Origin of the sequence: Collimonas pratensis (assembly GCF_001584185.1) — a bacterium.
GTDB classification, from domain to species: domain Bacteria; phylum Pseudomonadota; class Gammaproteobacteria; order Burkholderiales; family Burkholderiaceae_D; genus Collimonas; species Collimonas pratensis.
Map to the genome: position 1 here is coordinate 5,690,645 of NZ_CP013234.1, position 24,202 is coordinate 5,714,846.

At 60.3% G+C, this 24,202-nt stretch carries 20 protein-coding genes; 11 read left to right on the forward strand and 9 right to left on the reverse strand.

Annotated elements, in window-relative coordinates:
* Window positions 1-30: 30 nt before the first annotated feature.
* Window positions 31-996: a LysR family transcriptional regulator gene (locus tag CPter91_RS25285; protein ID WP_061945593.1), complete on the reverse strand. Its 966-nt coding sequence runs from the start codon at window positions 994-996 to the stop codon at window positions 31-33.
* A 407-nt stretch (window positions 997-1,403) separates the two neighbouring features.
* On the opposite strand from CPter91_RS25285, the gene CPter91_RS25290 reads away from it, so the two are divergent.
* Window positions 1,404-1,721, forward strand: coding sequence for a hypothetical protein (locus CPter91_RS25290; RefSeq protein WP_061945595.1), 318 nt, complete (start codon window positions 1,404-1,406; stop codon window positions 1,719-1,721).
* Between the two features lie 308 nt (window positions 1,722-2,029).
* Here CPter91_RS25290 and CPter91_RS25295 read toward each other — a convergent pair whose 3' ends face one another.
* Window positions 2,030-3,910, reverse strand: a complete 1,881-nt coding sequence (locus CPter91_RS25295) for a phosphoenolpyruvate carboxykinase (GTP) (protein ID WP_061945597.1) — start codon at window positions 3,908-3,910, stop codon at window positions 2,030-2,032.
* Window positions 3,911-4,270: 360 nt separating this feature from the next.
* On the opposite strand from CPter91_RS25295, the gene CPter91_RS25300 reads away from it, so the two are divergent.
* Window positions 4,271-5,260, forward strand: a complete 990-nt coding sequence (locus CPter91_RS25300; protein ID WP_061945599.1) for a D-2-hydroxyacid dehydrogenase family protein — start codon at window positions 4,271-4,273, stop codon at window positions 5,258-5,260.
* Between the two features lie 76 nt (window positions 5,261-5,336).
* Here the strand turns inward: CPter91_RS25300 and CPter91_RS25305 are convergent, their stop codons facing one another.
* On the reverse strand, window positions 5,337-6,089 hold the full coding sequence (locus tag CPter91_RS25305) for a hypothetical protein (protein WP_061946649.1): 753 nt from the start codon (window positions 6,087-6,089) through the stop codon (window positions 5,337-5,339).
* 154 nt (window positions 6,090-6,243) lie between these two features.
* On the opposite strand from CPter91_RS25305, the gene CPter91_RS25310 reads away from it, so the two are divergent.
* The 6 genes from CPter91_RS25310 to darG all read left to right on the forward strand — a co-directional run bounded on the left by CPter91_RS25310 (window position 6,244) and on the right by darG (window position 12,208).
* Entirely contained in the window at window positions 6,244-6,858 is a 615-nt protein-coding gene (locus tag CPter91_RS25310; RefSeq protein ID WP_082793267.1) for a sorbitol dehydrogenase family protein, read from the forward strand.
* Between the two features lie 2 nt (window positions 6,859-6,860).
* On the forward strand, window positions 6,861-8,462 hold the full coding sequence (locus CPter91_RS25315) for a GMC family oxidoreductase (protein ID WP_061945602.1): 1,602 nt from the start codon (window positions 6,861-6,863) through the stop codon (window positions 8,460-8,462).
* Window positions 8,459-9,868: a c-type cytochrome gene (locus CPter91_RS25320; RefSeq protein ID WP_082793268.1), complete on the forward strand. Its 1,410-nt coding sequence runs from the start codon at window positions 8,459-8,461 to the stop codon at window positions 9,866-9,868. Before CPter91_RS25315 ends, CPter91_RS25320 begins: the two co-directional genes overlap by 4 nt.
* 34 nt (window positions 9,869-9,902) lie before the next feature.
* Entirely contained in the window at window positions 9,903-10,388 is a 486-nt protein-coding gene (locus tag CPter91_RS25325) for an asparaginase domain-containing protein (RefSeq protein WP_061945604.1), read from the forward strand.
* Window positions 10,389-10,490: 102 nt separating this feature from the next.
* Window positions 10,491-11,132 carry a type II toxin-antitoxin system toxin DNA ADP-ribosyl transferase DarT gene (darT, locus tag CPter91_RS25330; protein WP_061945606.1) on the forward strand — a complete coding sequence of 214 codons (642 nt, stop codon included), beginning with the start codon at window positions 10,491-10,493 and terminating at the stop codon, window positions 11,130-11,132.
* Window positions 11,132-12,208 (forward strand): type II toxin-antitoxin system antitoxin DNA ADP-ribosyl glycohydrolase DarG, encoded by a 1,077-nt coding sequence (gene darG / locus CPter91_RS25335; protein ID WP_061945608.1) that lies wholly within the window; start codon window positions 11,132-11,134, stop codon window positions 12,206-12,208. Before darT ends, darG begins: the two co-directional genes overlap by 1 nt.
* An 80-nt stretch (window positions 12,209-12,288) precedes the next feature.
* Here darG and CPter91_RS25340 read toward each other — a convergent pair whose 3' ends face one another.
* The 6 genes from CPter91_RS25340 to CPter91_RS25365 all read right to left on the reverse strand — a co-directional run bounded on the left by CPter91_RS25340 (window position 12,289) and on the right by CPter91_RS25365 (window position 21,324).
* Window positions 12,289-14,475, reverse strand: a complete 2,187-nt coding sequence (locus CPter91_RS25340) for a M3 family metallopeptidase (RefSeq protein ID WP_205631639.1) — start codon at window positions 14,473-14,475, stop codon at window positions 12,289-12,291.
* Window positions 14,476-14,631: 156 nt separating this feature from the next.
* Window positions 14,632-15,708, reverse strand: coding sequence for a porin (locus tag CPter91_RS25345; RefSeq protein WP_061945610.1), 1,077 nt, complete (start codon window positions 15,706-15,708; stop codon window positions 14,632-14,634).
* 233 nt (window positions 15,709-15,941) lie between these two features.
* Window positions 15,942-17,030, reverse strand: coding sequence for an ABC transporter ATP-binding protein (locus CPter91_RS25350; RefSeq protein ID WP_061945612.1), 1,089 nt, complete (start codon window positions 17,028-17,030; stop codon window positions 15,942-15,944).
* Between the two features lie 38 nt (window positions 17,031-17,068).
* Window positions 17,069-18,874, reverse strand: coding sequence for an ABC transporter permease (locus CPter91_RS25355; RefSeq protein WP_061945614.1), 1,806 nt, complete (start codon window positions 18,872-18,874; stop codon window positions 17,069-17,071).
* A gap of 202 nt (window positions 18,875-19,076) precedes the next feature.
* Window positions 19,077-20,186: an ABC transporter substrate-binding protein gene (locus tag CPter91_RS25360; RefSeq protein ID WP_061945616.1), complete on the reverse strand. Its 1,110-nt coding sequence runs from the start codon at window positions 20,184-20,186 to the stop codon at window positions 19,077-19,079.
* Window positions 20,187-20,343: 157 nt separating this feature from the next.
* Window positions 20,344-21,324: a Bug family tripartite tricarboxylate transporter substrate binding protein gene (locus tag CPter91_RS25365; protein WP_061945618.1), complete on the reverse strand. Its 981-nt coding sequence runs from the start codon at window positions 21,322-21,324 to the stop codon at window positions 20,344-20,346.
* 192 nt (window positions 21,325-21,516) lie between these two features.
* On the opposite strand from CPter91_RS25365, the gene CPter91_RS25370 reads away from it, so the two are divergent.
* The 3 genes from CPter91_RS25370 (at window position 21,517) to CPter91_RS25380 (ending at window position 24,069) form a co-directional block, all read left to right on the forward strand.
* Complete coding sequence (locus CPter91_RS25370) at window positions 21,517-22,200, forward strand: response regulator (RefSeq protein WP_061945620.1); 684 nt, start codon at window positions 21,517-21,519, stop codon at window positions 22,198-22,200.
* On the forward strand, window positions 22,197-23,672 hold the full coding sequence (locus tag CPter91_RS25375; protein ID WP_061945622.1) for a sensor histidine kinase: 1,476 nt from the start codon (window positions 22,197-22,199) through the stop codon (window positions 23,670-23,672). The genes CPter91_RS25370 and CPter91_RS25375 overlap by 4 nt, the downstream gene beginning before the upstream one ends.
* A gap of 85 nt (window positions 23,673-23,757) precedes the next feature.
* Window positions 23,758-24,069, forward strand: a complete 312-nt coding sequence (locus CPter91_RS25380) for a metal-sensitive transcriptional regulator (RefSeq protein ID WP_061945624.1) — start codon at window positions 23,758-23,760, stop codon at window positions 24,067-24,069.
* The last annotated feature ends 133 nt before the right edge of the window (window positions 24,070-24,202 follow it).

The following is a 24,202-nucleotide window of genomic DNA, read 5'->3' on the forward strand; positions in this document are numbered from 1 at the left end:
TCGCGATTGACGGATTTGACCGTCTTGTTCTTAGTCCTCGTCTTCCGGATCGATCAAATTGAATTTCTCATGCGCGGTTTCGCTCAGATGGCCGCGCAGCCATTTATGCGCCGGATTGCGCGCATCGCGTTCATGCCACAGCATGTCGACATGCACCGCCGGCGTTGGGAACGGCAGCTCGCGTGCCACCAGCACGTCGGTCATGCCGGTGGCGCCGATCAGGTGGCGCGGCAGCACGGTCAGCAGATCGGAACTGGCGACCACCCGGCCGGCCGTGAAAAACTGGTTCACGGTCAGCAGGATGCGGCGCTCGCGTCCCATCGCCGCCAGGGTTTCATCGATCAGGCCATGCGCGCGGCCTGAAAAACTCACCAGCAAGTGATGCGAGGCGCAGTAGTTATCCAGCGTCAGCACCTGGTTCGCCAGCGGATGGTTCTTGTGCATCACACACACGTATTCGCCGGTGTACAGCCGCTCATGGTGGATCGGCGAGGCACTGGTGGTCTGGCCGCCGGCCAGCTGCGCCGCCACGCCGGGGAAGAAGCCGACCGCCAGGTCGACGTCGCCGCGCAGCAGCATCTGGCGCGGATCGCGGGTGGTCAGCGGCACCATGCGGATGTTCATTTGCGGTGCATTGCGTTCGATGGTGCGCACCAGCGCGGGCAGCCACAGCGCGGCGGTGGCATCCGCCATCGCCATCTGGAAGGTGGTGTGGGCGCGCGAGACGTCGAAAGTTTCTGGCGTGATGGCGGTTTCCAGGTCGGTCAGGGCACGCCGCACGACCGGCCACAGTTCTTCCGCATGCTGGGTCGGCTTGACGCCGTGCGCGGTGCGGATCAGCAACTCGTCGTTGAGGGTGTCGCGCAAACGCTTCAAGGCGTTCGATACCGCCGGCTGCGTCATCGCCAGGCGGCTGGCGGCGCGTGTCAGGTTTTGCTCGGTCATGACAGCGTCGAAGACGCGCAGCAGGTTCAAATCAAGCGTTAGAAAGCTCATGTCTGGAATTAGTGGGTTGATTATTTTTGGTTAATTTTTTTGGCTGGCCAGGCCGCGGAAATTATTTGGTCCGCAAGAAATATTCACAGATTCTATAACTGTTATATGAAAGCGCAATGACAGAATTCAAGATGCACCAGAATATTGCATTGCCGCATAACCTTATTATCAGTTTGAATTATGTCTGATAGTTAAAATCGAGGCCATGAGGAAAATCAAGAAAATCGAATTTTCTCTCCGTGACCTTCATATTAAACACATTGAATGGGTAAGGAGGGTATGTGGATTTTCCCTGGAACCTGCCTATTATTCGTTAGGCTCATAACTGATATCCAAAATCAAAATTGGCGGCATGCTCAGGCAATCAATATACTGCAATGCAACAACATCATTGAAACGTAGTCAGTATGTCTTTATTCGCTTTTGCTCTGCCAGCCGAAATGGCCCTGTTCGATGCATCGGCGCTGCTTGCAGCCGCTGCAACCGCACTCCGGTCGTTGCTGGGTTTGGGCGCACTGGCGACCTTGATGGTGGTTTTCAAGCCGCTCTGGATGGGGATCTTGCGTGCCGCCTTGATATTGATCAAGCCGCGCAAATCGCTGGAACAGCGGATTGCCCGCAGCAAGTTCAAGGGGCAGCAATTGATGCGCCGCCTGGCTAACGACCAGGCCGTCAGCCAACCCACCCTGGCTGCCGAACTGCGCATGCTGGCTGGCCGCGATTAACCTTAAGGAGTTCGCCATGCACCAATACATTTATCACGACGAAGACGGCTTCCCGACTTTTGCAGTCATGCAATGGCTGCGCGCACAAGTCAGCCGCGTGCTGGCCTGGATGGGCCTGAACGGCCTGTAATACGCCGCATCCGGTAGTACGGTTTTTAGATTTTCTGACGTCTCCTCTTTCCTGCGATGGAAGGATTGACCCTGCTGCCTATGTGACAGCAGGGATTTTTTTGACCGAGACCACGTCAGAATGCAGCATAAAAAACGCCCGCATATTGCGGGCGTTTTTGTTTTCCGGCACAGCAGTGTTATTCAGCCAGGCGTTTTTCCAGCGCCTGCTTCACATCGGCCAGTTGCTGCGGCAGATGATATTTCAGCTTCTCGAACAGTTCCGTGTGCAGCGCCGTCTCGGCCTGCCAGGCAGCCTTGTCGATCGCGGTGATGGTATTGAACTGCTGTTCGCTGAAGTCCAGTCCTTTCCAGCTCAGGTCGGCATAGCGCGGGGTGACGCCGAACAGGTGTTCGATGCCGCCGGCGCTGGCGGCACTGGTGCTGTCCAGCCGCTCCAGCATCCATTTCAGCACGCGCATATTGTCGCCGAAGCCAGGCCAGACGAACTTGCCGTCGGCATCGGTGCGGAACCAGTTGACGCAGAAAATCTTCGGCAGCGGGGCCTTGCCTGCCAGTTTCTCGCCCAGCGTCAGCCAGTGCTGGAAGTAATCGCTCATGTTGTAGCCGATGAACGGCAGCATGGCGAACGGATCGCGGCGCACGATGCCTTGCTGGCCGGCTGCCGCCGCGGTGGTTTCCGAACCCATGGTGGCCGCCATGTAGACGCCTTCGACCCAGTTGCGGGCTTCTGTCACCAGCGGCACGGTAGTAGAGCGGCGGCCGCCGAAGATGAAGGCCGAGATCGGTACGCCGGCCGGATCGTCCCAGGCGGCGTCAATCACCGGATTCTGGGTGGCGGCAACGGTAAAGCGGGCATTCGGATGGGCTGCCTTGGCGCCGCTTTCCTTGGCGATGGCCGGGGTCCAGTCCTTGCCTTGCCAGTCGATCAGATGCGCCGGCGCTTCCTTGCTCATGCCTTCCCACCAGACATCGCCGTCGTCGGTCAGGGCGACGTTGGTGAAGATGGTGTTTTCACGCATCGACGCCATGCAGTTGAAATTGGTCTTGTCGTTGGTGCCCGGGGCGACGCCGAAATAGCCGGCTTCCGGATTGATCGCATACAGGCGGCCGTCGGCGCCCGGCTTGATCCAGGCGATGTCGTCGCCGATGGTGGTGACTTTCCAGCCTTCGAATCCGGCCGGCGGGATCAGCATGGCGAAATTGGTCTTGCCGCAGGCGGACGGGAAAGCCGCGGCGACATAGTGTTTCTTGCCAGGTTTCCCATTCACAGCGGGCGATTCAACGCCAAGGATCAGCATGTGTTCCGCCAGCCAGCCCTGGTCGCGGCCCATGGTGGAGGCGATGCGCAGCGCGAAGCACTTCTTGCCGAGCAGGGCGTTGCCGCCGTAACCGGAACCGTAGGACCAGATTTCACGGGTTTCCGGATAATGGACGATGTACTTGGTCGGGTTGCACGGCCATGCGACGTCTTTCTGGCCGGCGGCCAGCGGTGCGCCGACGCTGTGTACGCAAGGCACAAAGTCGCCGTCGCTGCCGAGCACGTCATACACTGCCTTGCCCATGCGCGTCATGATGCGCATGTTGACGGCGACGTAAGGCGAGTCGGACAGCTCGACGCCGATGTGCGCAATCGGCGAACCCAGCGGGCCCATCGAGAACGGCACGACATACATGGTGCGGCCTTGCATGCAGCCATCGAACAGGCCATGCAGGGTGTTGCGCATTTCGGCGGGATCGGTCCAGTTATTGGTCGGGCCGGCATCTTCCTTCTGCGCGGAACAGATGAAGGTGCGGTCTTCCACCCGCGCCACGTCCGACGGATCGGAGCAGGCCAGGTAGCTGTTCGGACGCTTTTCCTGGTTGAGTTTTTTCATGGTGCCGGCAGCTACCATTTCGCTGCACAGGCGGTCGTATTCGGCCTGCGAGCCATCGCACCAGTAGATGCGCTCCGGCTTGGTCAGGGCCGCGACTTCGGCGACCCAGCTGATCAGCTTTTGCTGTTTGACATAGGCCGGCGCGTTCAGTGTGGCGATGCCACCCATACGGGGTTGATTCATGACTACTTACCTCCAATACCAATAAAGAAATCTGCTGTTGCCCGCCGGGGGCCGCGCAAGGAATCGTGGAACATGGACGGCGGACTGAATTCTGTTGCGCTCACTGCGAGCGGCAAAAAATGAAATAATGCTCAGGTCTCAAACAACCGTCAGCACCCGGTTTTACTGCTGCCAAAGGCGGCACACCGCTGACTGAAGTTGTTTATTTTATGTACATTGTGGTGGAAAAGTCGGCCGATTGTACACCCGATTTGTAGTGAAAATGACCAACTATTGTAGTAAGGTATTTCCCGTTTTCCGGATGCTGTTGCTTTATTACGCGACAGCTGTTTTTTCACCGTTTTTGCTTGAAAAATCGCTATGAAAATTGCCGTATTGGATGATTATCAAGATGGCGTCCGCCATCTCGACTGCTTCAAGCTGTTGGACGGCCACGAAGTCAAAGTGTTCAACAATTCTGCCCGCGGCGTGGGCCAGCTGGCGATACGCCTGGCCGATTTCGAGGCCCTGGTGCTGATCCGCGAACGCAGCAGCTTTTCCAAGGCCTTGCTGCAGAAATTGCCGAAGCTGAAACTGATTTCGCAAACCGGTAAGGTCAGCGGCCATATCGACGTCGAGGCGGCCACCGAGGCCGGCATCGCCATCGTCGAAGGCGTCGGCGATCCGACCGCGCCAGCCGAGCTGACCTGGGCCCTGATCATGGCCGCCAGCCGCCGCATTCCGCGCTACGTCAGCAACCTGCAGGAAGGGCAATGGCAATCGGTCTCGGCGCTGCCGCAAAACAATGTGCTGGGCACCGTGCTCAAGGGGCGCACGCTGGCGATCTGGGGCTATGGAAAAATCGGCCGCATGATTGCCGGCTATGGCAAGGCCTTCGGCATGCGGGTGCTGGTCTGGGGGCGTGACGCCAGCCGCGCCGCCGCGCTGGCGGACGGCTATCAAGCTGCGGAATCGAAACAGCAGTTTTTTGCCGAAGCCGATGTGCTGAGCCTGCATCTGCGCCTGAACGACGCCACCCGCGGCATCGTCGAAGCTGCCGATCTGGCACTGATGAAAACCAGCGCGATTTTCGTCAACACCAGCCGCGCCGAACTGGTGGCAGAAGGCGCCCTGCTGCCGGCCCTGCAGCAAGGGCGGCCAGGCTACGCCGCGCTGGACGTGTATGAAACCGAGCCGCTGGCGCCGGATTCGCCGCTGCTGCGGATGGAGAACGTGCTGGCTTCGCCGCATCTCGGCTATGTGGAAAAGGACAGCTATGAGCTGTACTTCCGCGCGGCGTTCCAGAATGTGGTCGAGTTCGCCAAGGGTACGCCGAAGAATGTCTTGAATCCTGACGCGCTGTTGCCGTAGGGTGGGCACAATGTGCCCACGCGTGACGGCCGAGGTGCACAGGCTGCGGGTGGGCAGGATGCCCACCCTACCCAAATCAGTCGTCGTCGGCGCCGTTAGGCAGGATCAGCTTGTTCAGCCTTGCCGCCGGCATCGCCAGCGTGGTGTCGCGCCACATGCCTTGCCAGCCGGGCGGCCACGGCAGCGGCGGGCCGCTGTATTCCGGCAGGTTCTGGCGTACCGGGATCACCGGCAGGCTGTCCGGCATCGGGCCTTCGCTCCAGCCCAGGCTGAAAGCGTAATCGGGCAGCAAGGCATCGCATACCTTGGCAAACCAGTTGCTGTGGTCCTCGTCGCGCCCGAGCGCCTGCGCCAGCCCGTGCGGGTCGAACTGGGCCAGCGCGCTGGCCAGCTCAGGTACGCTGGCGCCCGGCTGGTCGCCCCAGCCCATGATCGGATTGAAGTTATAGTCGGCGCCGGAGCCGTACCAGCCTTCGCGCCGCGGCCTTTCCATCCAGCTGCGGCGGCCGCAGAACAGATGCCAGCGCCAGTGCAGGCCGGAGGGTTTGGGCCAGCTGTACAGATACAGGCGTTGATAGCCGGCGTCATGCAGCTCGCGCACCATTGCCATCAGGCGCGCATGCGGCATGCGGTCCGGCGGCGCCCGGCGGAACAGGATCGGCTCGCCGTCCGCATGCTGCAATTCATCCGAAGACAGGCTCAGATCGAGGGTCCGCTTTTCGCTGCCGAAACGCGCAGAGACCCAGCCGGTCAGCAGATTGACCGACGTGATGACGCCGTAGCCGCGGAAGCGGTGGAAAATGACGGTGCCGGGAGCGATGGGTTTCATGATCTGGAACTCTGTAAAAAAGCGCGCATGCAAAAATCAAATGTTACCAGTGTAGCCGCTGCGCTGCGTTTTCCAAGGACAGGAGAAAGGCGCAACACCGAAATGCTTTGCTGAGTATAATCAGCCTACCCCCAAGGCAGAAAGGACTAGCCATATGAAGCAACGTCCAGTAGTAGTCGACGAGCGATCAAGCAACCAGCCCACCAGCGAGCCTCCGGGCGCGTTCTCCGCCAGCAGGCGCAAGCTCATGCTGCTGGCCGGCGCCAGTTTCGCCCTGACCAGCATACCCCACTGGCTGCAGCAAGCCTCGGCCCAGAACCTCACTCCTGCCGTCCCTCCCGCCGGCGCCAACAATCAGCAGCAGACAGATTTCATGGCTTTGTCGGCATTGCTGACCGCCACTCCCAAGCTCAATCCGCGCACCGGCGCCAGGATTTACAGCGCACTGAGCACGCAGGCGATCGAATTTGAAAAGCAGGCGGCGGCGCTATGGCAATACAGCCGGGACCACAAGATCGAGGATGTCGATAACCTGGCGTCAGCAATCGCCAGCGATAGCGCATTGACGCTCGTGCTGCACCGGATCATCAGCGCCTGGTACCTGGGCGTGGTGGGCGACGGCGGTGTGACCGGAGGCGCCAAGGTGATCGCCTTCGAGCAGGCGCTGATGTTCGACCAGGTGCGCGATGCGGTTGTCGTGCCGACTTATTGCCGTGCCGCTCCCGGCTACTGGGTGACCCAGCCGGCCGTATTGAAAGCGAGGGTTTGACCATGGCTGACAACTTGTCTGCAGATGTCGTGATTGTCGGTTCCGGCGTCGCCGGCGCCTTGGTGGCGCACCAGCTGGCTTCCTCCGGCGCCTCGGTGCTGGTGTTGGAAGCCGGGCCGCGCCTGGAACGCTGGCGCATCGTTGAAAATTATCGCAACACGCCCAGCAAAGACGATTTCATGGTGCCCTACCCGTCCACCAAATATGCGCCGCATCCAGAGTACACGCCGGAAAACAACTACCTGATCCTCAAGGGCACGCACAAGTACAACTCGCAATACATCCGCGCGGTCGGCGGCACCACCTGGCACTGGGCCGCTGCCGCCTGGCGCTTCCTGCCCAACGACTTCCGCATGAAAACGCTGTACGGCGTCGGCCGCGACTGGCCGATCAGCTACGACGAACTGGAACCCTATTACTACCGGGCCGAAGTCGAACTGGGCGTATCCGGCCCCAACGACGGCACCGACCTCGGCTCGCCGCGCAAGCAGCCTTATCCGATGGATCATTTGCCGTTGTCGTGGAACGACCAGCGCTTCAGCGCCGTGGTCAACGCTAACGGCCACAAGGTGGTGTCGGAACCGGTGGCGCGCAACAGCCGCGCTTACGACGAACGGCCTAACTGCTGCGGCAACAACAACTGCATGCCGATCTGCCCGATCGCTGCCATGTATAGTGGCATCATCCACGTCGAAAAAGCAGAAAAGGCCGGCGCCAGGGTGCTGCCCGACGCGGTCGTCTACCGCATCGAGGTGGACGCCAAGGAACGCATCAGCGCCGTCCACTACAAGGATCCGGACGGCGCCAGCCACCGGGTCACCGGCAAGTATTTCGTGCTGGCGGCGAACGGCATCGAGATTCCCAAGTTGATGCTGATCTCGACGGATGACAAGCACAAGAACGGCGTCGGCAACAGCTCGGACCAGGTCGGCCGCAACCTGATGGACCATCCCGGCACCGGCGTCACTTTCCTGGCCAACGAAGACTTGTGGCCGGGACGCGGACCGATCGAAATGACTTCCATGGTGGACATGCGCGACGGCGCTTTCCGTTCAGAATACGCCGCCAAGAAACTGCACTTGAACAATATGGCGCAGACCAACCATGCCGCGCAGAGCGCCCTTAAGGATGGTCTGGTCGGTCTCAAGCTGAACCAGGAAATCCGCCGCCGCGCGGCGCGCACGGTGAATATCAACAGCTTCCACGACATCTTGCCGAATCCGGAAAACCGCATACGGCCCAGCAGCGAAAAGCGCGACGCGCTCGGCATTCCGCAGCCGGAGATCACTTACTCGATCGACGACTACGTCAAGAAGAGCGCGTTGCTGACGCATGACACCTACGCTAGCATCGCCGCCATGTTCGGCGGCACCGAGGTCGTCTTCGCCGACGATTTCGCGCCCAACAACCACATCATGGGCGCCGTCATCATGGGCGGCGATCCGCGCGATTCGGTGGTCGACGCCCATTGCCGCTCGCACGATCACGAAAACCTGTTCATCGCCAGCAGCGCGGTGATGCCGGTGGCCGGCACGGTCAACTGCACGCTGACGATCGCCGCCCTGTCGCTGCGCATCGCCGACACCTTGAGGACAGTGCTATGAGGGCCCGCTCGCAAATTTCCGCCTGGTGCGGTGGCTTGGCCCTGGCGGCCGGCCTGGTGCATGGCGCATTCGCCGCTGACGCCGCCCCCAACGCCGATCAGATCAAGCGCGGTGAATACCTGGCCAAGGCCGCTGATTGCATCGCCTGCCACACGGTCGATCCGGCCAAGCCCTTCGCCGGCGGCTATCCGCTGGCGACGCCGTTCGGCACTATTTACGGTCCGAATATCACGGCCGACAAGGAAACCGGCATCGGCGACTGGAGCGACGAGCAATTTGTGCGCGCGCTGCACGAAGGCATCGACGATGAAGGCAAGCGGCTCTACCCGGCTTTCCCCTACGCCTCCTTCACCAAGCTATCGCGCGACGATGTGCTGGCGATCAAGGCCTATCTGTTCAGCCTGCCGCCGATACAGCAAAAGACGCCGGAAAACAAACTGCCCTTTCCGCTCAACCAGCGCTGGCTGATGGCGGGCTGGAACCTGTTCAATTTCACGCCGGGCGAACTGAAGGCAGATACGGCCAAGAGTCCGGAATGGAACCGCGGCAATTATCTGGTCAACGGCCTGGCGCATTGCCAGGAATGCCACACGCCGCGTAACCTGACCATGGGACTGGACCTCAAGCGCTCCTTTGGCGGCGCCCAGCTGGGCGGCTGGACCGCGTTCAATATTTCGCCCGATGCGGTCAGCGGCGTCGGCGGCTGGAAGGACGAGGAACTGGTGCAGTACCTGAAAACCGGCGTCGTGCCAGGCAAAGCTTCAGCTGCCGGCGGCATGGCGGAAGCCATCGAACACAGCCTGCAATACCTGACCGATGACGACTTGAAAGCGATCGTCACCTATCTGCGCAGCGTGCCGGCGGTCAACGATGTGGCCGACAAGAAGCCGCGCTATGCCTGGGGCCAGCCGGCCGATGACGACGCCGAGATCCGCGGCATTGCCGCGGTGTCGGTCAGCAGCAATGCTTCCGGCGGCGCCGAACTGTTCAGCGGCAACTGCGCCAGTTGCCACTCTGCCAGCGGCAGCGGCGTGGTCGGCGGTTACTATCCGTCGCTGTTCAACAACAGCGTGGTCGGCGCCCGCGATCCAGGCAACCTGCTGATGGTGATTCTGAATGGCGTGCAACGCCGCGGCGCCAAGGAAGAAACCTTCATGCCCGGTTTTGCCGGCCATCTGAATGACGGCCAGATCGCCATGCTGGCCAACTACGTGGTCAAGCAATACGGCCATGCCGATACGCCGCCGATCACGCCGGAACAGGTCAAAGTGCAGCGCCAAGGGGGCCCAGCCTCGCCCCTGCTCACATTATTGCCGGTGGGACTGGCGGCGGCAGCGCTGATCGTGGTATTTATACTGTTTTCAGTGTTCAGGCGTGGCGGCCGTCGCCAGCCCAAGCCGTCTTGACACAGCCACATTATAAAAAAGGAAACGGATTCTCATGGCTTTACGTATCATCGCCACCGGCGGCACTTTCGATAAACACTACGACGAGATCGCCGGCAAGCTGACCTTTGCCGCCAGCCATCTGCCGCAGGTGATCGAGCGCTCCCGCATCACCACCGACATCGCGCTGGAAGAACTGCCGCTGCTCGATTCGCTCGACATGCAGGATATCGACCGCCGGCGCGTGCTGGCGTCTTGTACCCATGCCAAGGAAGAGGCGATCGTCATCATCCACGGCACTGACACCATGCGCGAGACGGCCGCGGTGCTGGGCGCGGCGACGCTGGACAAGACCATCGTGGTGACGGGGGCAATGATCCCCTACGCCATTGCCAACTCCGACGCCCTGTTCAATTTCGGCTTTGCCTGCGGCATTGCGCAAGCCCTGCCGCCTGGCGTCTACGTGGCGATGAACGGCAAGATCTTTGCCTGGGACAAGGTCACCAAGAACCGTACCGCCGGGGTGTTTGAACCGCTGTGACGTCGCTTTCTCGCAAATACTCCTTATGCAATATGTTGAGGGAAGAAAGAAGCGTAATGGTGCGCAGGTGGAAATTAGGATAAAAGCATCGATGTTTTTACAATGATTTATTCCAATCTCAATCCAGACAAGGCGCTGATCTGGCGTATTACCCACCGTGACAACTTACCGTGGATTTTGGACAATGGCTTGCATTGTCCAAAATCAAATTTACTGGCACCGAATTACATTAATATCGGTAATCCCGATTTAATCGATAAACGACGTCACCGCTCGGTGCCGATAGCGCCTGGCGGAACATTGGCAGATTATGTGCCCTTTTACTTCACACCGTTCTCTGTGATGATGAAGAACATCCATTCCGGCTGGGGCGTACAACAACGTCCTAACGACGAAATCGTGATTATTGTATCGAGTCTGTATCACGTGCAGTCGCTGGACTTGCCCATAGTGTTTACCAATGCCCATGCTTACCCGGACTGGACTAATTACTATAGCGATTTGGCTCAACTTTCCGAGATCGACTGGCCCCTTTTGCAGAGGCGAGATTTCAAACGCGATGCGGATGATCCTCGTAAGATGGAGCGCTATCAAGCTGAGGCGTTAATATACCAGCGCTTGCCAATTCAGGGCGTGCTCGGTATCGTTTGTTATACTGAGATATTAAAACAAAGCATTGGGCAACAAGTACAGGCACGAGGCCTTACACTGCCGGTTTATGCGAGAACTGGGTGGTACTTCTAATGATCACATTCACACAAGGCAATTTGCTAGAAGCCAAGGTAGAAGCGCTGGTCAATACCGTCAACACTGTGGGGGTAATGGGTAAAGGCATTGCGCTGATGTTCAAGGAACGCTTCGCAGATAATTTCCAACGTTATGCAGCCGCGTGTAAAGCCAAACAAGTTCACACCGGCCGGATGTTTGTGACGGAAGTGTGTGAGCTCGACGGTCCGCGCTGGATTGTCAACTTTCCCACCAAGCAGCATTGGCGTGCACCGTCGCAAATGAGTTGGATAGTGGACGGATTGCAGGATTTGCGCCGTTTTGTGCTTGATAATAAGGTCAAGTCGATTGCCATCCCGCCGCTCGGTGCGGGTAACGGTGGATTGGAGTGGCCTCTGGTTCGCGAACAGATCGAGTTGGCATTGACGGATTTGCAGGACGTTGAGATCACGGTGTTCGAACCAACCAATCAATACCAAAATGTCGCTAAACGCACCGGGGTGGAAAAGCTCACCCCCGCGCGGGCATTGATTGCCGAACTGGTGCGGCGTTATTGGGTGCTTGGCATGGAATGCAGCCTGCTGGAAATCCAAAAATTGGCGTGGTTCTTAGAGCGCTCTATCAAATGCTATGCACCTGATAACCCATTAGATTTGCAATTCGTCGCGCACAAATATGGCCCTTATGCTAACCGGTTGGATCATCTGCTGAATAATTTGGATGGCAGTTACCTGCATTGCGACAAGCGTATCAGTGACGCAGATCCACTTGACGTTATCTGGTTTGATGATGAGCGCAAAGTATTTCTGGACACGTATCTGAAAAGCGAAGCCAAACCGTATGTGCTGGCGCTGGAGCGCACTGCGGCCTTGATTGATGGCTTTGAATCTCCGTTTGGCATGGAACTGCTGGCTACCGTCGACTGGCTGTTGACCAAAGAGAACGTCTCCGCAACGATTGCAGACGTGCGTGAAGGCTTACAAAATTGGCCAGCAGGAGCGGCGGATCGCAAGAGTCGCCTGTTCGATGAACGGGCGATTGGCATTGCGTTGGAGCGTCTTAGTATGCGGGACAATCAAGTAGCTATGGCTTGATAGCTATTTGGCATTACTGATACATCTTCTTTTGGTGTGAAACGGGACAGGTACTGCCCCGTTTCGCATTTTTCATTCAATTACTTGGTAGCGCCGCTTAGGCCGCGCGCCTCCAGCAACGGTCCGACCTCTGGTCCGCGGCCGTAGAAATCCTTGAACAAGGCGCTAGGGTCGCCGCTGAAGCCGCGCGACAGCACTTTGGCGCGCAGCAGGTCGCCATTGGCGCGTTTCAGGCCGCCGTGGGTGTTCATCCAGTGCTCGGTATCCTTGGCCAGCACGTCGCTCCAGATATAGGCGTAATAACCGGCGGCATAACCGCTGGCGAAGATGTGCGCGAAATAGGTGGTGTGGTAGCGCGGCGGCACCACATAGCCCTTGGCGTGACCCAGTGCCTTGGCTTCAAACGCCATCACGTCGGTGACGTCCGGCGTCTGGTTGGTCGACAGCTGGTGCCAGGACTGGTCCAGCATCGCTGCCGCCAGATACTCAGAGGTTTCGTAGCCGGCGCTGAACTTGCGCGCCGCCAGCAGCTTCTGGAGAAGTGCGCGCGGCATCGGCTTGCCGGTTTCGTAATGGGTGGCGTAGTGCGCCATTACCTTCGGATCGTAGGACCACATTTCATTGAACTGCGACGGATACTCGACAAAGTCGGGCGGTACCGAGGCGCCCGAGAACATCGGATACTCGACGTTCGAGAACAAGCCGTGCAAGCCGTGGCCGAACTCGTGGAACATGGTGTTGACTTCGTCGAAAGTGAGCAGCACCGGTTTGCCTGCCGGCGGCTTGGCGATGTTGATGTTGTTCGATACCACCGCCTTGGTGCCGAACAGGCGCGACTGCGACACATAGGTATTCATCCAGGCGCCGCCCTGCTTGTTGTCGCGTGCGAACGGATCGAACAGGAACAGGCCGAGCGCCGAACCGTCTTCATTGAAGACCTCGAAGACACGCACATCCTGCTGGTATACCGGCAAGTCGGTGCGTTCCTTGAAGCTCACCCCGTACAGCTCGTGGGCGGCATAGAACACGCCTTCCTGCAGCACGTGGTTGAGTTCGAAGTAAGGCTTGATCTGGGATTCGTCGAAGTTGTAGCGCGCCTTGCGCACCTGCTCAGAGTAAAAGCCCCAGTCCCACGGCTGCAGCTTGAAAGGCTTGGTATGGCTGGCCTTGGCCTGGCGCTCGATCAGCTGCTGCATGACGGCCGCGTCCTTGCGTGCGATGGCATTGGCCGGCGGCGCCAGTTGGGACAGCATCTTGTTGACCGCGGCCGGCGTACCGGCGGTTTCTTCTTCCAGCGCATAGGCCGCGTGGTTTGGATAACCCAGCAGCGCAGCGCGCTGGGCGCGCAGCTTGACGATCTGCGCCACATTGCCGACGTTGTCGCCGGCGCCGCCATCGCCGCGGTTGATCGAGGCTTTATAGATGCGTTCGCGCAGATGGCGATTCTTGAGCTGCATCAGTACCGGCTGGTCGGTGGTGTTTTGCAGCGTGATCAGCCACTTGCCTTCCAGCTTGCGGTTTTCGGCAGCTTGCGCAGCGGCGGCGATGCCTTCGGCCGACAGGCCGTCCAGGTCGGCCAGCTTGTCGACCGCCACCGCGCCTTCATTGCTGGATTTCAGCAGGTTTTGCTGGAACTGCGTGGTCAGCGAAGAAATCTGCTGGTTCATCTTGCGCAGCTGATCCTTTTCCGCCGGCGACAGGCGCGCGCCGGCCCTGACGAAATCGGTCCGGTAACGTTCCAGCAAACGCAGCGATTCAGGATCGAGGCCAAGGCTGGCGCGCTGCTGGTACAACTGCTCGATACGGGCGAACAAGGCGGGATCGAGATAGATCGCATCCTCATGCTCGGCCAGCTTGGGCGCGATATCCTGCTGGGTCTGGTCCAGCACGGGGTTGGTGTTGGCGCTGATCAGGTTGAAGAAGACATCCTTGACCCTGCCCAGCATCTGGCCGGAACGTTCCAGCGCCACGATAGTGTTGTCAAAAGTCGGCGCGGCCGGATTGGCGGCGATGGCGCTGACTTCCTGGCGCTGCTGCGCCATGCCGGCTTCGAACGACGGCTGGTAGTCGGAATCCTTGATCTTGTCGAAAGGCGGCAAGTTGTAAGGCAGAGAGCTGACCTGGGCGAAAGGCGAAGATGCGGCATAGGCCGCAGTGGCGGTTGCAGCATCCTGCGAAGCCTTGGTCGGCACATCGCAAGCCATCAAGCTGATGGCAGCGCTCACCATCAATCCGCAGACCGTGATACGTCTCGTCGAAACTTGCATCTATTCTCCTGGAGTGAGTACGGCAATTGTTATTTTGACGAAACATTTTACGCCGCATTCGTGAAGAATGGATGAGGGTTTTGGCTGAATTTCCAGGGATGGGAATAGTGAAATTGCGGGCCGAGACCGCAATGTCCCGGCCCGCGTCCTGCAGGTTTAGAAGCGGTGCTGAATGCCGCCAATCACGCCGGTCTGACTGCTGCCGTAGGCGATATCGTCACGCGACAGCCCGACCAGCTGCTGATTCTTGGCCTTGGCGTAGGCCGCGCTCAGGTACAGGTCGGTACGTTTCGACAATGCGTATTTGCCGCGCACCGAATACATGATCGGGTCGGCATCCTTGCCGCTAGCGACGTTCTTGATGTTTTGGTAGTAGATGGCGCCGATCAGCGTCACCACCGGCGTCACCTTGTAGCTGGCGCCGCCCCAGAAGAAATCGCTGCGCAAGTCAGGCGCGTTCGATGCCAGCGTCTTCTTGTAATTGCGATAACCCAGGTTCAGATCCAGATTGCCGGTGAGCTGGTAATCGCCGGCCAGGTGGATGCTGGTGGCCTTGTCGAAAGCGCTGCTGCTGGCGCTGGCGGCGGCGCTGTTGACGCGGTCGAAGGTGGCGGCGATGCGGAACGGACCGTTTTCATAGCCGACGCCGAGATCGTACTTGGCGCTGTCGGTGCTGCTGCCGGCGGTCTCGCCGAAGCCGTAGGTGGCGCCCAGCTTGAAGCTGCCGAACTTGCCCTGATACTTGAGGATGTTCGGCAGGTTGGTCGGCATGCCATCCTTGCGGCCGCCGGTGGCGCCGGCCGAAGTCACCCAGGAATACTGGCCGGAGTAGCCCATGGGATCGAAGGGCAGGATGAAATCATAGGTGGTGGTGAACGAGCGGCCGATGACCAGGCGGCCGAAGCTGCCTTCCAGGCCGACATTGGCCTGGCGGTTGAACAGCACGCCGGCGCTGTCGAAGTCGCCGGTATCGACCTTGAAGCCGTTTTCCAGCTGGAACACCGCTTTCAGGCCGCCGCCCAGGTCTTCGGTGCCGCGAAAGCCGATGCGCGAGGTATTCATCGCGCCGGAACTGACACGCACCAGGCTATCCTGCTTGGCGTTGGCGTGATTGACATACTCGATCCCGGTATCGATGATGCCGTAGATGCTGACATTGGTTTGCGCATGAGCGCCGGATGCCAATGTTCCGAGCGCGGCCAGGGTTGCCGCCGCCAGGTAGTTTCTTTTCATGTTGCTTCCTCCGTTGTAATATTTTTTTGTTGGCTGTGCGATTGCTGAGCAGCTGCACAAAGGCTGTGGTGTAACTTCCCTTTCCCCCTTTCCATGACTTTTTGCTTATGCAATGTTTCGTAGGGTGGGCACCCCGTGCCCACGCGGAGGTGGTGGGACACGAACCTCCAAGACACGAGAGTCCTGGATCCCGATGTCCGCGGCACTGCGTGGGCACGGGGTGCCCACCCTATTTAGAAGGCCCACAGCGCGTCCTGCGGCAACTGCAGCCAGTACTCGCCCGGCGCCAGGCGCTGCCGTGCGTAGGCGCGCAGGACACTGCTGTCGGCGCCGCTTTCAGTGCTGTTGCGGAACACGCATTCCCAGCGGTCGCCCAGGTACATGCAAGTTGCCAGCGGCAGCTTGATGCTGTTTTCCACCGGTACGTCGGAGATGTTGACCTGCTCGACGCGGATGATGGCGATCGCGTCCTTGGCGTCATTGCCGGCGGCGCCGCGCAGTGTCGCCGTGACGTTGCCGCCTTCTACTTGCAGCAAGACCCGGGCGCCGTCGCGCTGCAGCAGCTTGGCCGGCAGGCGGTTGTTGCTGCCCATGAATTCCGCCGTGAACAAGGTGTCCGGGGTCTCGTACATGCTTTGCGGCGTGCCTTGCTGTTCGATCTTGCCGTTGTTGAGCAGCAGGATGCGGTCCGAGATCGCCATCGCCTCGGCCTGGTCGTGCGTCACCATCAGCGCCGACAAGCCGAGCCGCACGATCAGCTCGCGCAGGAAGGCGCGTGCTTCTTCGCGCAGCTTGGCGTCCAGGTTGGAGAGCGGTTCATCGAGCAGGATCACCGGCGGGTTGTACACCAGCGCGCGGGCGATAGCCACGCGCTGTTGCTGGCCACCCGAGAGCTGGTGCGGAAAACGGTCGCCCAGATGGCCGAGGCCAAGCTGGCCGAGCACGGTCTTGACCCTGGTGGCGATATCGCTGCTGCTCATCTTGCGCAGCTTGAGGCCATAGCCGACGTTGTCGGACACGGTCTTGTGCGGCCACAGGGCATACGACTGGAACACCAGCCCGAGATTGCGTTCTTCGGCCGGGATTTCCAGCTTGCGCTGACCGTCGAACATGATCCGTTCACCGATCTGGATGCTGCCCGATTTCGGCGATTCCAGCCCGGCGACCGCGCGCAGCAGAGTGGTCTTGCCGCTGCCGGAAGGCCCCAGCAAGGCGACCACTTCGCCGCGCTGCAATTCCATCGACACGCCCTTGAGGATAGGATTGGCGCTGGCGCCGCTGCCGTAGTCGAGATGCAGGTTGTTGACACTTAATTCGCTCATGATGATTTCCTGTTTTCTGAAGTACTTAGTGGTGCAGCTCAGTCGTGCAACTTGATGCCAAAGCGCAGCGCGATGCCGAGGCCGATGGCCACCAGCGTGATGTTGATGAAGGACAGCGTCGCCACCAGGTCGACCGAACCGGAAGCCCACAGCGAAACGATCAGGGCGCCGATGACTTCGGTGCCGGGCGACAGCAGATACACGCCGGTGGAATATTCGCGTTCGAAGATCAAGAACACCATCAGCCACGCCCCCAGCACGCCGTAGCGCACCAGCGGCAAGGTGACGTCGCGCGTCACTTGCGAACGGCGCGCACCGACTGCGCGTGCCGCTTCTTCCAGTTCCGGTCCGACCTGCAGCAGCGCCGTTGTGATCAGGCGCAAGCCATACGCTAGCCACACCACCGAATACGCCAGCCACACCGAGAAAATGGTGGAGCGCAGTTCGCGCAATTGCGGGATGAAGTTTTCCACCAGCCAGTTGGCGACGACGTTGTCGAAGCCCTTGAGGAAGCTGTCGAGGAAAGACGGCACGAACAGGAACACCCACAGGAACGACAAGCCGGCCAGCAAGCCAGGCACAGCGCGTGGAATCAGCACGCTGTAGTCGAGGAAGCGGGTGATGCCGTCGGCCTTGCGGTGCATCGCCAGCGCGATGCAGCAATAGCAAGCCACGGCAATCGCGCCGCCGATCACGCCGATCAGGATGGTGTTGACGATGCCGCGCACCAGCGCCGGCTGTTCCCAGATGTCGCGGAAGTGCTGCAAGGTCATCGCATCGAGCAGCGATACGCCGTAGCCCCAGTGCGAGACGAAGGCGCGCAAGGCGATGCCGGACAAGGGAATCACGATGGTGAAAATCAGCCAGGCGGCGATCAGGCTGAACGCAAGCCATTTCCATTTGCCCAGCGGCAGCGCCTTCTGGCGCGCGCCCTTGCCCTTGATCGAGACATACTTGTTGGCCGAACGCAGCAGCCAGCGCTGTATCATCACCAGCGGCAAGGTCACCGCCACCAGGCACACCGCCACCGCCGCCATCAAGTGATAGGAAGGCGTGCCGAGCTTGTTGGTCAGCTTGTACAGATAGGTAGGCAGCACCAGATGGCCTTCCGGATCGCCCAGCACCAGCACCAGGCCGAACACTTCAAAGCCGAGGAAGAACACCAGCACGCCGGCATATGCCAACGCCGGCATGATCATCGGCAGCGAGACGTTCAGCGCTACTTGCAGCGGGGAAGCGCCAGCCACGCGTGCGGCTTCTTCGACGTCGGCGCCGAGGCTCTTCAGTGCCGCCGACGCATACAGGTAAACGTGCGGCACGTGGGTCAGGCCGGCGATGATCACGATGCTGGGGAAGGCATACACATTCCACGGCGTGGCCTCGATACCGACCAGGCGCAACAGGTCCTGCATCCACACGGTATAGAAGCCGACCGGCCCCATCGATACCACATAGCCGAAGGCGATCACCATCGGCGATACGAAAATCGGCACCAGCAGCATTGGCGCGATCCAGTTGCGGCCAGGCAGGTCAGTGCGCACCATCAGGAAGGCCAGCATGCCGCCCAGCGGCACGGCGATCAGGGCCAGGCCACTGGCCAGCAGCAGGCCGTTAATGAAAGCCTGGCGGAAATCCGGATCGTCGAAGATGAAGCGATACGGTTCCAGGCTCAGGGTCTTGATAGGCGCAAAAAAAGGCGCGGATAAAAAGCTTTGATAGAAAATCAGCAGCAGCGGCAGGAAAATCGCCACCGCCGCCAGCGTGACCACCAGTCCGCGCGGCCAGTTGATGCGCGCCAGCCGGGAGCGGCTGGCCAGCGGATGGGGAGGAGAAATCGAAGTCATGGTTGCACCTTGCATTACCGTCATTCCCGCGCACGCGGGAATCCAGGTTAATCAGTCAAATAAGCAAAAATGGATTCCCGCGTACGCGGGAATGACCGGGACGCGTAGTCGGGGTCGGCTAGACGCGGTCGGCTAGACGTGGCCGACGAGGCCGGGGCGCGTAGTTAAGGCGCCTAGGCCGAGGTTCGTAGCCGCAGCCGATTTATTTCTTGCCCGCGGCAGCCTTCCATTGCTTGAGGAAAGCCAGGCGCTTGGTCTGGTCCAGGTATTGCAGCAAGGCCGGGGTCAGCGGAATCGGCTTGAGCGCATTGCCGAGCTGCGTGGTCAGTCCGGCCACGGTGGAGCTGCCGCTGACATCCGAACGCAGCGAATACAGCTGCGATTCAGTCGAGATGATGGTCTGGCCGCGCTTGGACAGTAGGTAATCGACCCACAGCTTGGCGGCGTTCATGTTCTTGGCCGACTTGTTGATGAACACCACGCGCGACAGCACCAGGTTGTAGTCCTTGGTGAAGGCGACGCCGAGCGACGGGTCCTTGGCGGCCCGCGCCTGCGCATAGGAACCGATGACGTTGTAGCCGATCAGGTTCTCGCCCGAGGAAATCCGTTCCAGCATGGTGCCGGTGGAGGACTGCACACGGATGCTGACATCGCCGAAGGTCTTGGCCAGGTCCCAGAATTGCGGATTGATTTGCGCATCTTCGGTGATGAAGGAAAAGCCGACGCCGGATTTTTCGATATCGTAGGTGGTGACCTTGTTGCGGAACTTGTCGGCTTTTGTGCTCAACAGCTTGACTAGGTCGGCATGGGTGGACGGCACTTCGTCAGCACTGACCAGACGCTTGTTATAGACAATCGCCAGCGGCTCGAAAGTGGTGCCGTAGGCGCTGTCCTTGTAGTTGGCCCAGGCCGGAATCGCTGCTGCTTCCTGCGATTTGTAAACGGCGCCGTAGCCTTCGCTGACCAGCTTGAACTGCAGGTCCATGGCCGACGACCACAGCACGTCGGCAGTGGCGCCGCCGGCGGCGGCTTCGGAGATGAAGCGGTTATAGACTTCGGTCGAATTCATGTCGTTGAATTCCACCTTGACGCCAGGATAGAGTGCGCTGAAATCCTTGATCAGCGGTTCCGCCGCCTTGGAATCGGTGGCGCTGTAGATCACCAGCTTGCCTTCTTTTTTTGCGCCGTCGACCACCTTGGCGTAGTCCGCCGGATAGCCTGCGGGCGCTTGTGCCGTGGCGTTCAGCGCAACGCTGAATGAGAGAACCGCGAGCGCGGCGGCCAATGGCTTTAAAGGTTTTTTGATCAACATGAGTGTCGTCTCCTGATGGTTATGGGTGCTTCTGATGAATCCATGGTGAAAAGCCGCAGGCAACAGTCGAGCACAGGCCAGCCAGGGAATGGCTGACACTTGCGTCACTTGCGGGAGGGTTGCCGGACCTGGAGCCGCGGCAGGGTTTATCTGAGGTTTATCTAATTAAGCCAAGCTGGTCCGATTGCTTGCGGTAGTCCGCAACGGTGGTTTTTATATAGGCAGTCAGTTTGTCGCCGCTCATGGCGAACGGTGAAAGCCCGGTGGCGGTGCGAAGCTGGGCGAATTCAGGAGTCGCCATCATGACGTCAAAGCGCTTGACCCAATGCTGGTAGGCGGCGTCGCTGACCTCCGGTCCGACATAGACGCCGCGGATGATTGGCCAGCTTACCGCCAGGCCTTGCTCGCGCGCGGTCGGCACCTGGGCCAGCGTGCCGGGCAGGCGCTGTTCCGACAGCACGGCAAGGATGCGGATTTCGCCATCGAGTGTATGCAAAGTGGCTTCCGAGGCATCACCGGAGACCACCTGCACATGGCCGGCGCGCAAGGCGGTAAAGGCTTCGCCGCCGCCTTCCAGCGCAACGAAGCGCAAGGTCTTGGGATCGATCTGGCTTTGCTTGGCCAGCATGGAGATTTTCAGCCAGTCCTGGCTGCCGACGGTGCCGGCGGCGCCGATCGTGACCTGGGCCGGATTTTTCTTGAGCGCGGCCAGCAGCTCGTGCAGATTTTTATAGGGAGAGTCGGCGCGCACCGCGATCATGCCGTAGTCGACGCCGATGGCCGCCACCCAGCGCACATTGCTGACGTCGGCGTCGCCGTATTTGCCCTGCGCCAGGTTCATCAGCGAGCCGCCGGAAAACGCCACCAGCGTGTCGGCCTCGGCGCGGCGCTGGCTGACGATGGAATTCCATGCGACGGCGCCGATGCCACCAGGCAAGTAACTGATTTTCAGGGGACCTTCCCGGGCCTCGGCGGCGGCCGGCAGCTGCAAGCCTTTCTGGATCAGCTTGCAGGTGACAGCCATGCCGCCGCCCGGCTTGGCCGGGGCGAGGCATTGCAGCGGCGCGGCCTGCGCGCCGAATGAGACCGATGTGACGAGTGCACCGAGCGCACAAATCCAGGCGATTGCGGAATTCATTGTCTCCTACCCATTCTGTTGTTATGCCTCCTGCGGCGCCGTGGCGGCGGCAGGGGTGAAACCGGGCTTTTATACGTTTTTTTGCATCATAGCGGCCCCAGTCTTTCATTTTCCTTTCACTCACATTTTGCCAACGCTGGTTTTCTGTGTGAGTATTAACGTCCCTTTTTTTATTTCCGACTGCCCCAAGCCATGCGGATTTTGCTGATTGAAGACCATGTCGAGCTGTCGCGCTGGCTGACCAAGGCATTGCAGGACGCCCACTGGACGGTCGAATGCGCCATGAACGGCGCCGACGCCGACAGCCTGCTGCACACCCAGCAGTATGCACTAGTGATACTCGACCTCAGCCTGCCGAAAATGGATGGTCTGGAAGTCTTGAAGCGCTTGCGCGCGCGCGGCAGCAAGACGCCGGTGCTGATCCTGACCGCGCGCGGCGGCTTGCAGGACCGGGTGCAAGGCTTGAACCTGGGCGCCGACGACTACCTGGCCAAACCCTTTGAACTGGTCGAGCTGGAAGCGCGCGTCAAGGCCCTGCTGCGGCGGGCGCAGGGCGGTGAAGCGCCGGTCTACAGTTGCGGCGCCTTGCAGTTCGATACTGTCAGCCGCATGTTCAGCTACGGCGGCGCGGCGCTGGCGCTGACGCCGCGCGAACATGCGGTGCTGGAAGTCTTGATCAGCCGCGCCGGTCGCGTAGTCTCCAAAGAAAAGCTGTTCGATGAAGTGTTCTCGCTGGTCGATGACGCCAATCCCGATGCGATTGAAATCTATATCCACCGGCTGCGCAAGAAGCTGATCCGCACCGGCGCCGAAGCGGTCGCCATCACTACCCTGCGCGGCCTTGGCTACCTGCTGGAAGTCGCCGCTGAAAAATGAATGCCGCCGTCAGCTCCGCCGCCGCCAAACCCGCAAAATCGCTAGGCAGCTTGCGCAGCCAGCTGCTGAGCTGGCTGCTGATTCCCCTGCTGCTGCTGGTGGCGCTGGATGCCTTCTCGGTCTATCGCAACGCCCTCGATGTCGCCGACCTGGCGTATGATCGCGCCCTGCTCGCCTCCACCCGGGCGCTGGCAGAGCGGGTCTCGGTGGTGGACGGCAAAGTGGTTGCCGACGTCCCCTACGTCGCGCTGGACAGCTTCGAAACCGATACCCTGGGACGTATCTACTACAAGGTCACCGGCACCAAGGGCGAATTCGTCTCCGGCTACGAAGATTTGCCGGCGCTGCCGCCCGACGTGCCGCGTTCGGAAATTTATCCGGCGTTGGTGCGTTTCTATCACGCCAGTTATCACAACCAGCCGGTGCGTATCGCCGCCCTGTATCAGCCGGTGTACGACGATTCGATGCGCGGCATCGCCTTGATACAGGTGGGCGAAACCATGGACGCGCGCAGCGACCTGACACGCAAGATCCTGTTCAGCACCTTGTGGCGGCAAGGCTTGCTGGTGTGCGTGGCGGCGCTGCTGGTGTGGTTTGCGGTGCGCTTCGTGCTGCGCCCGCTGATGCAGCTGAAAGCGACGGTGGAAGCGCGCGCCAGCACCGATCTGGCCGATTTCGACGCCGACCAGGTGCACAAGGAAGTGCGGCCGCTGGTGGTTGCCATGAACGGTTACATGGGACGGCTGCAAACCCTGATCAGCGGCCAGCGCCGTTTCATCGCCGATGCTTCGCACCAGCTGCGCACGCCGCTGACGGTGCTGAAGACGCAGGCCGAGCTGGCCCTGCGCGAGCTCGATCGCCATCCCAACGATCCGCGCGCCTGGCACGACATGCGCGAGATCGTCGCCAGCATCGCCGGCACCACCGACGCCACGGTGCACCTGGCAAACCGTTTGCTGACGCTGGCGCGCGCCGAACATGGCGTGGCCGAAAGCGGCGTGCAGCCGGTGTCGCTGACCGACATCACGCGCCAGGTCGGCCTCGAACATGCACTCTCCGCCGTCAAGAAGCAAATCGACCTGTCCTTCGATGCAGGACAGGAGCTGATGGTCGACGGCAATGCGTTGCTGCTGCACGAACTGGTCAGCAATCTGCTGGACAATGCGATTCTCTATACCCCGGCCGGCGGCAAGGTGAATCTGCGTGTGCGCCACGACAGCGTGGCGCAGCGCGCGCTGCTGGAAGTAGAGGACAGCGGCATGGGCATCCCCGCGGAAGACCGCGAGCGGGTTTTTTCAGCTTTCTACCGGGCGCCGTCGGCGCAGCAGCAGAATCCTAGCGGCGCCGGCCTCGGCTTGTCGATCGTACGTGATATCGCCAGCGCGCATGGCGCCCGGATCGTGCTGGGCGATGGCGACGGCGGCGGCTTAAAGGTGACGCTGAGTTTTCCCTTATCTTCGCATTCGGCATAGGTTTGCGTTTTGCTTAGACCTTGGTAAGCTCCATTACTTACGAAGCACTACCCTGGCATGATGTTTCTGACGAAGGAGACCGGCTTTGAGCGATACGCCCATCAAGATAGTGCACGGCACGGCGCTGACAGATGCGCAGAAAAAGGATTTGCTGCATCGGCTGGCGCGGGTCGAAGGCCAGATCCGCGGCGTACAGAAGCTGATTGCCAACGCCGCTGTGCCGGCCGACTGCGACAGCGTCGCCCAGCAGCTGGCGGCGGCGCGCAAGGCACTGGATCGTGCCTTCATCACCTTGCTGACGGACGCCATCGTCACCCACAGCGCGGCCGCTGCCACGCCGGAGCAAGCCTTGCAGAGCGCGCAGAACCTGGCGGCGCTGCTGGACAAGTTTGCCTGAGTGTCCCTCTCTGTTGACGCATTCCTGAATCACGTAGGGTGGGCACAGGTGCCCACGCGGATGCATCTAGGGCTTGTCCCCATTTGATTTGGGAGATGCGTTCAAGCCAAAACGTGGGCAAAAAAGCTTGCCC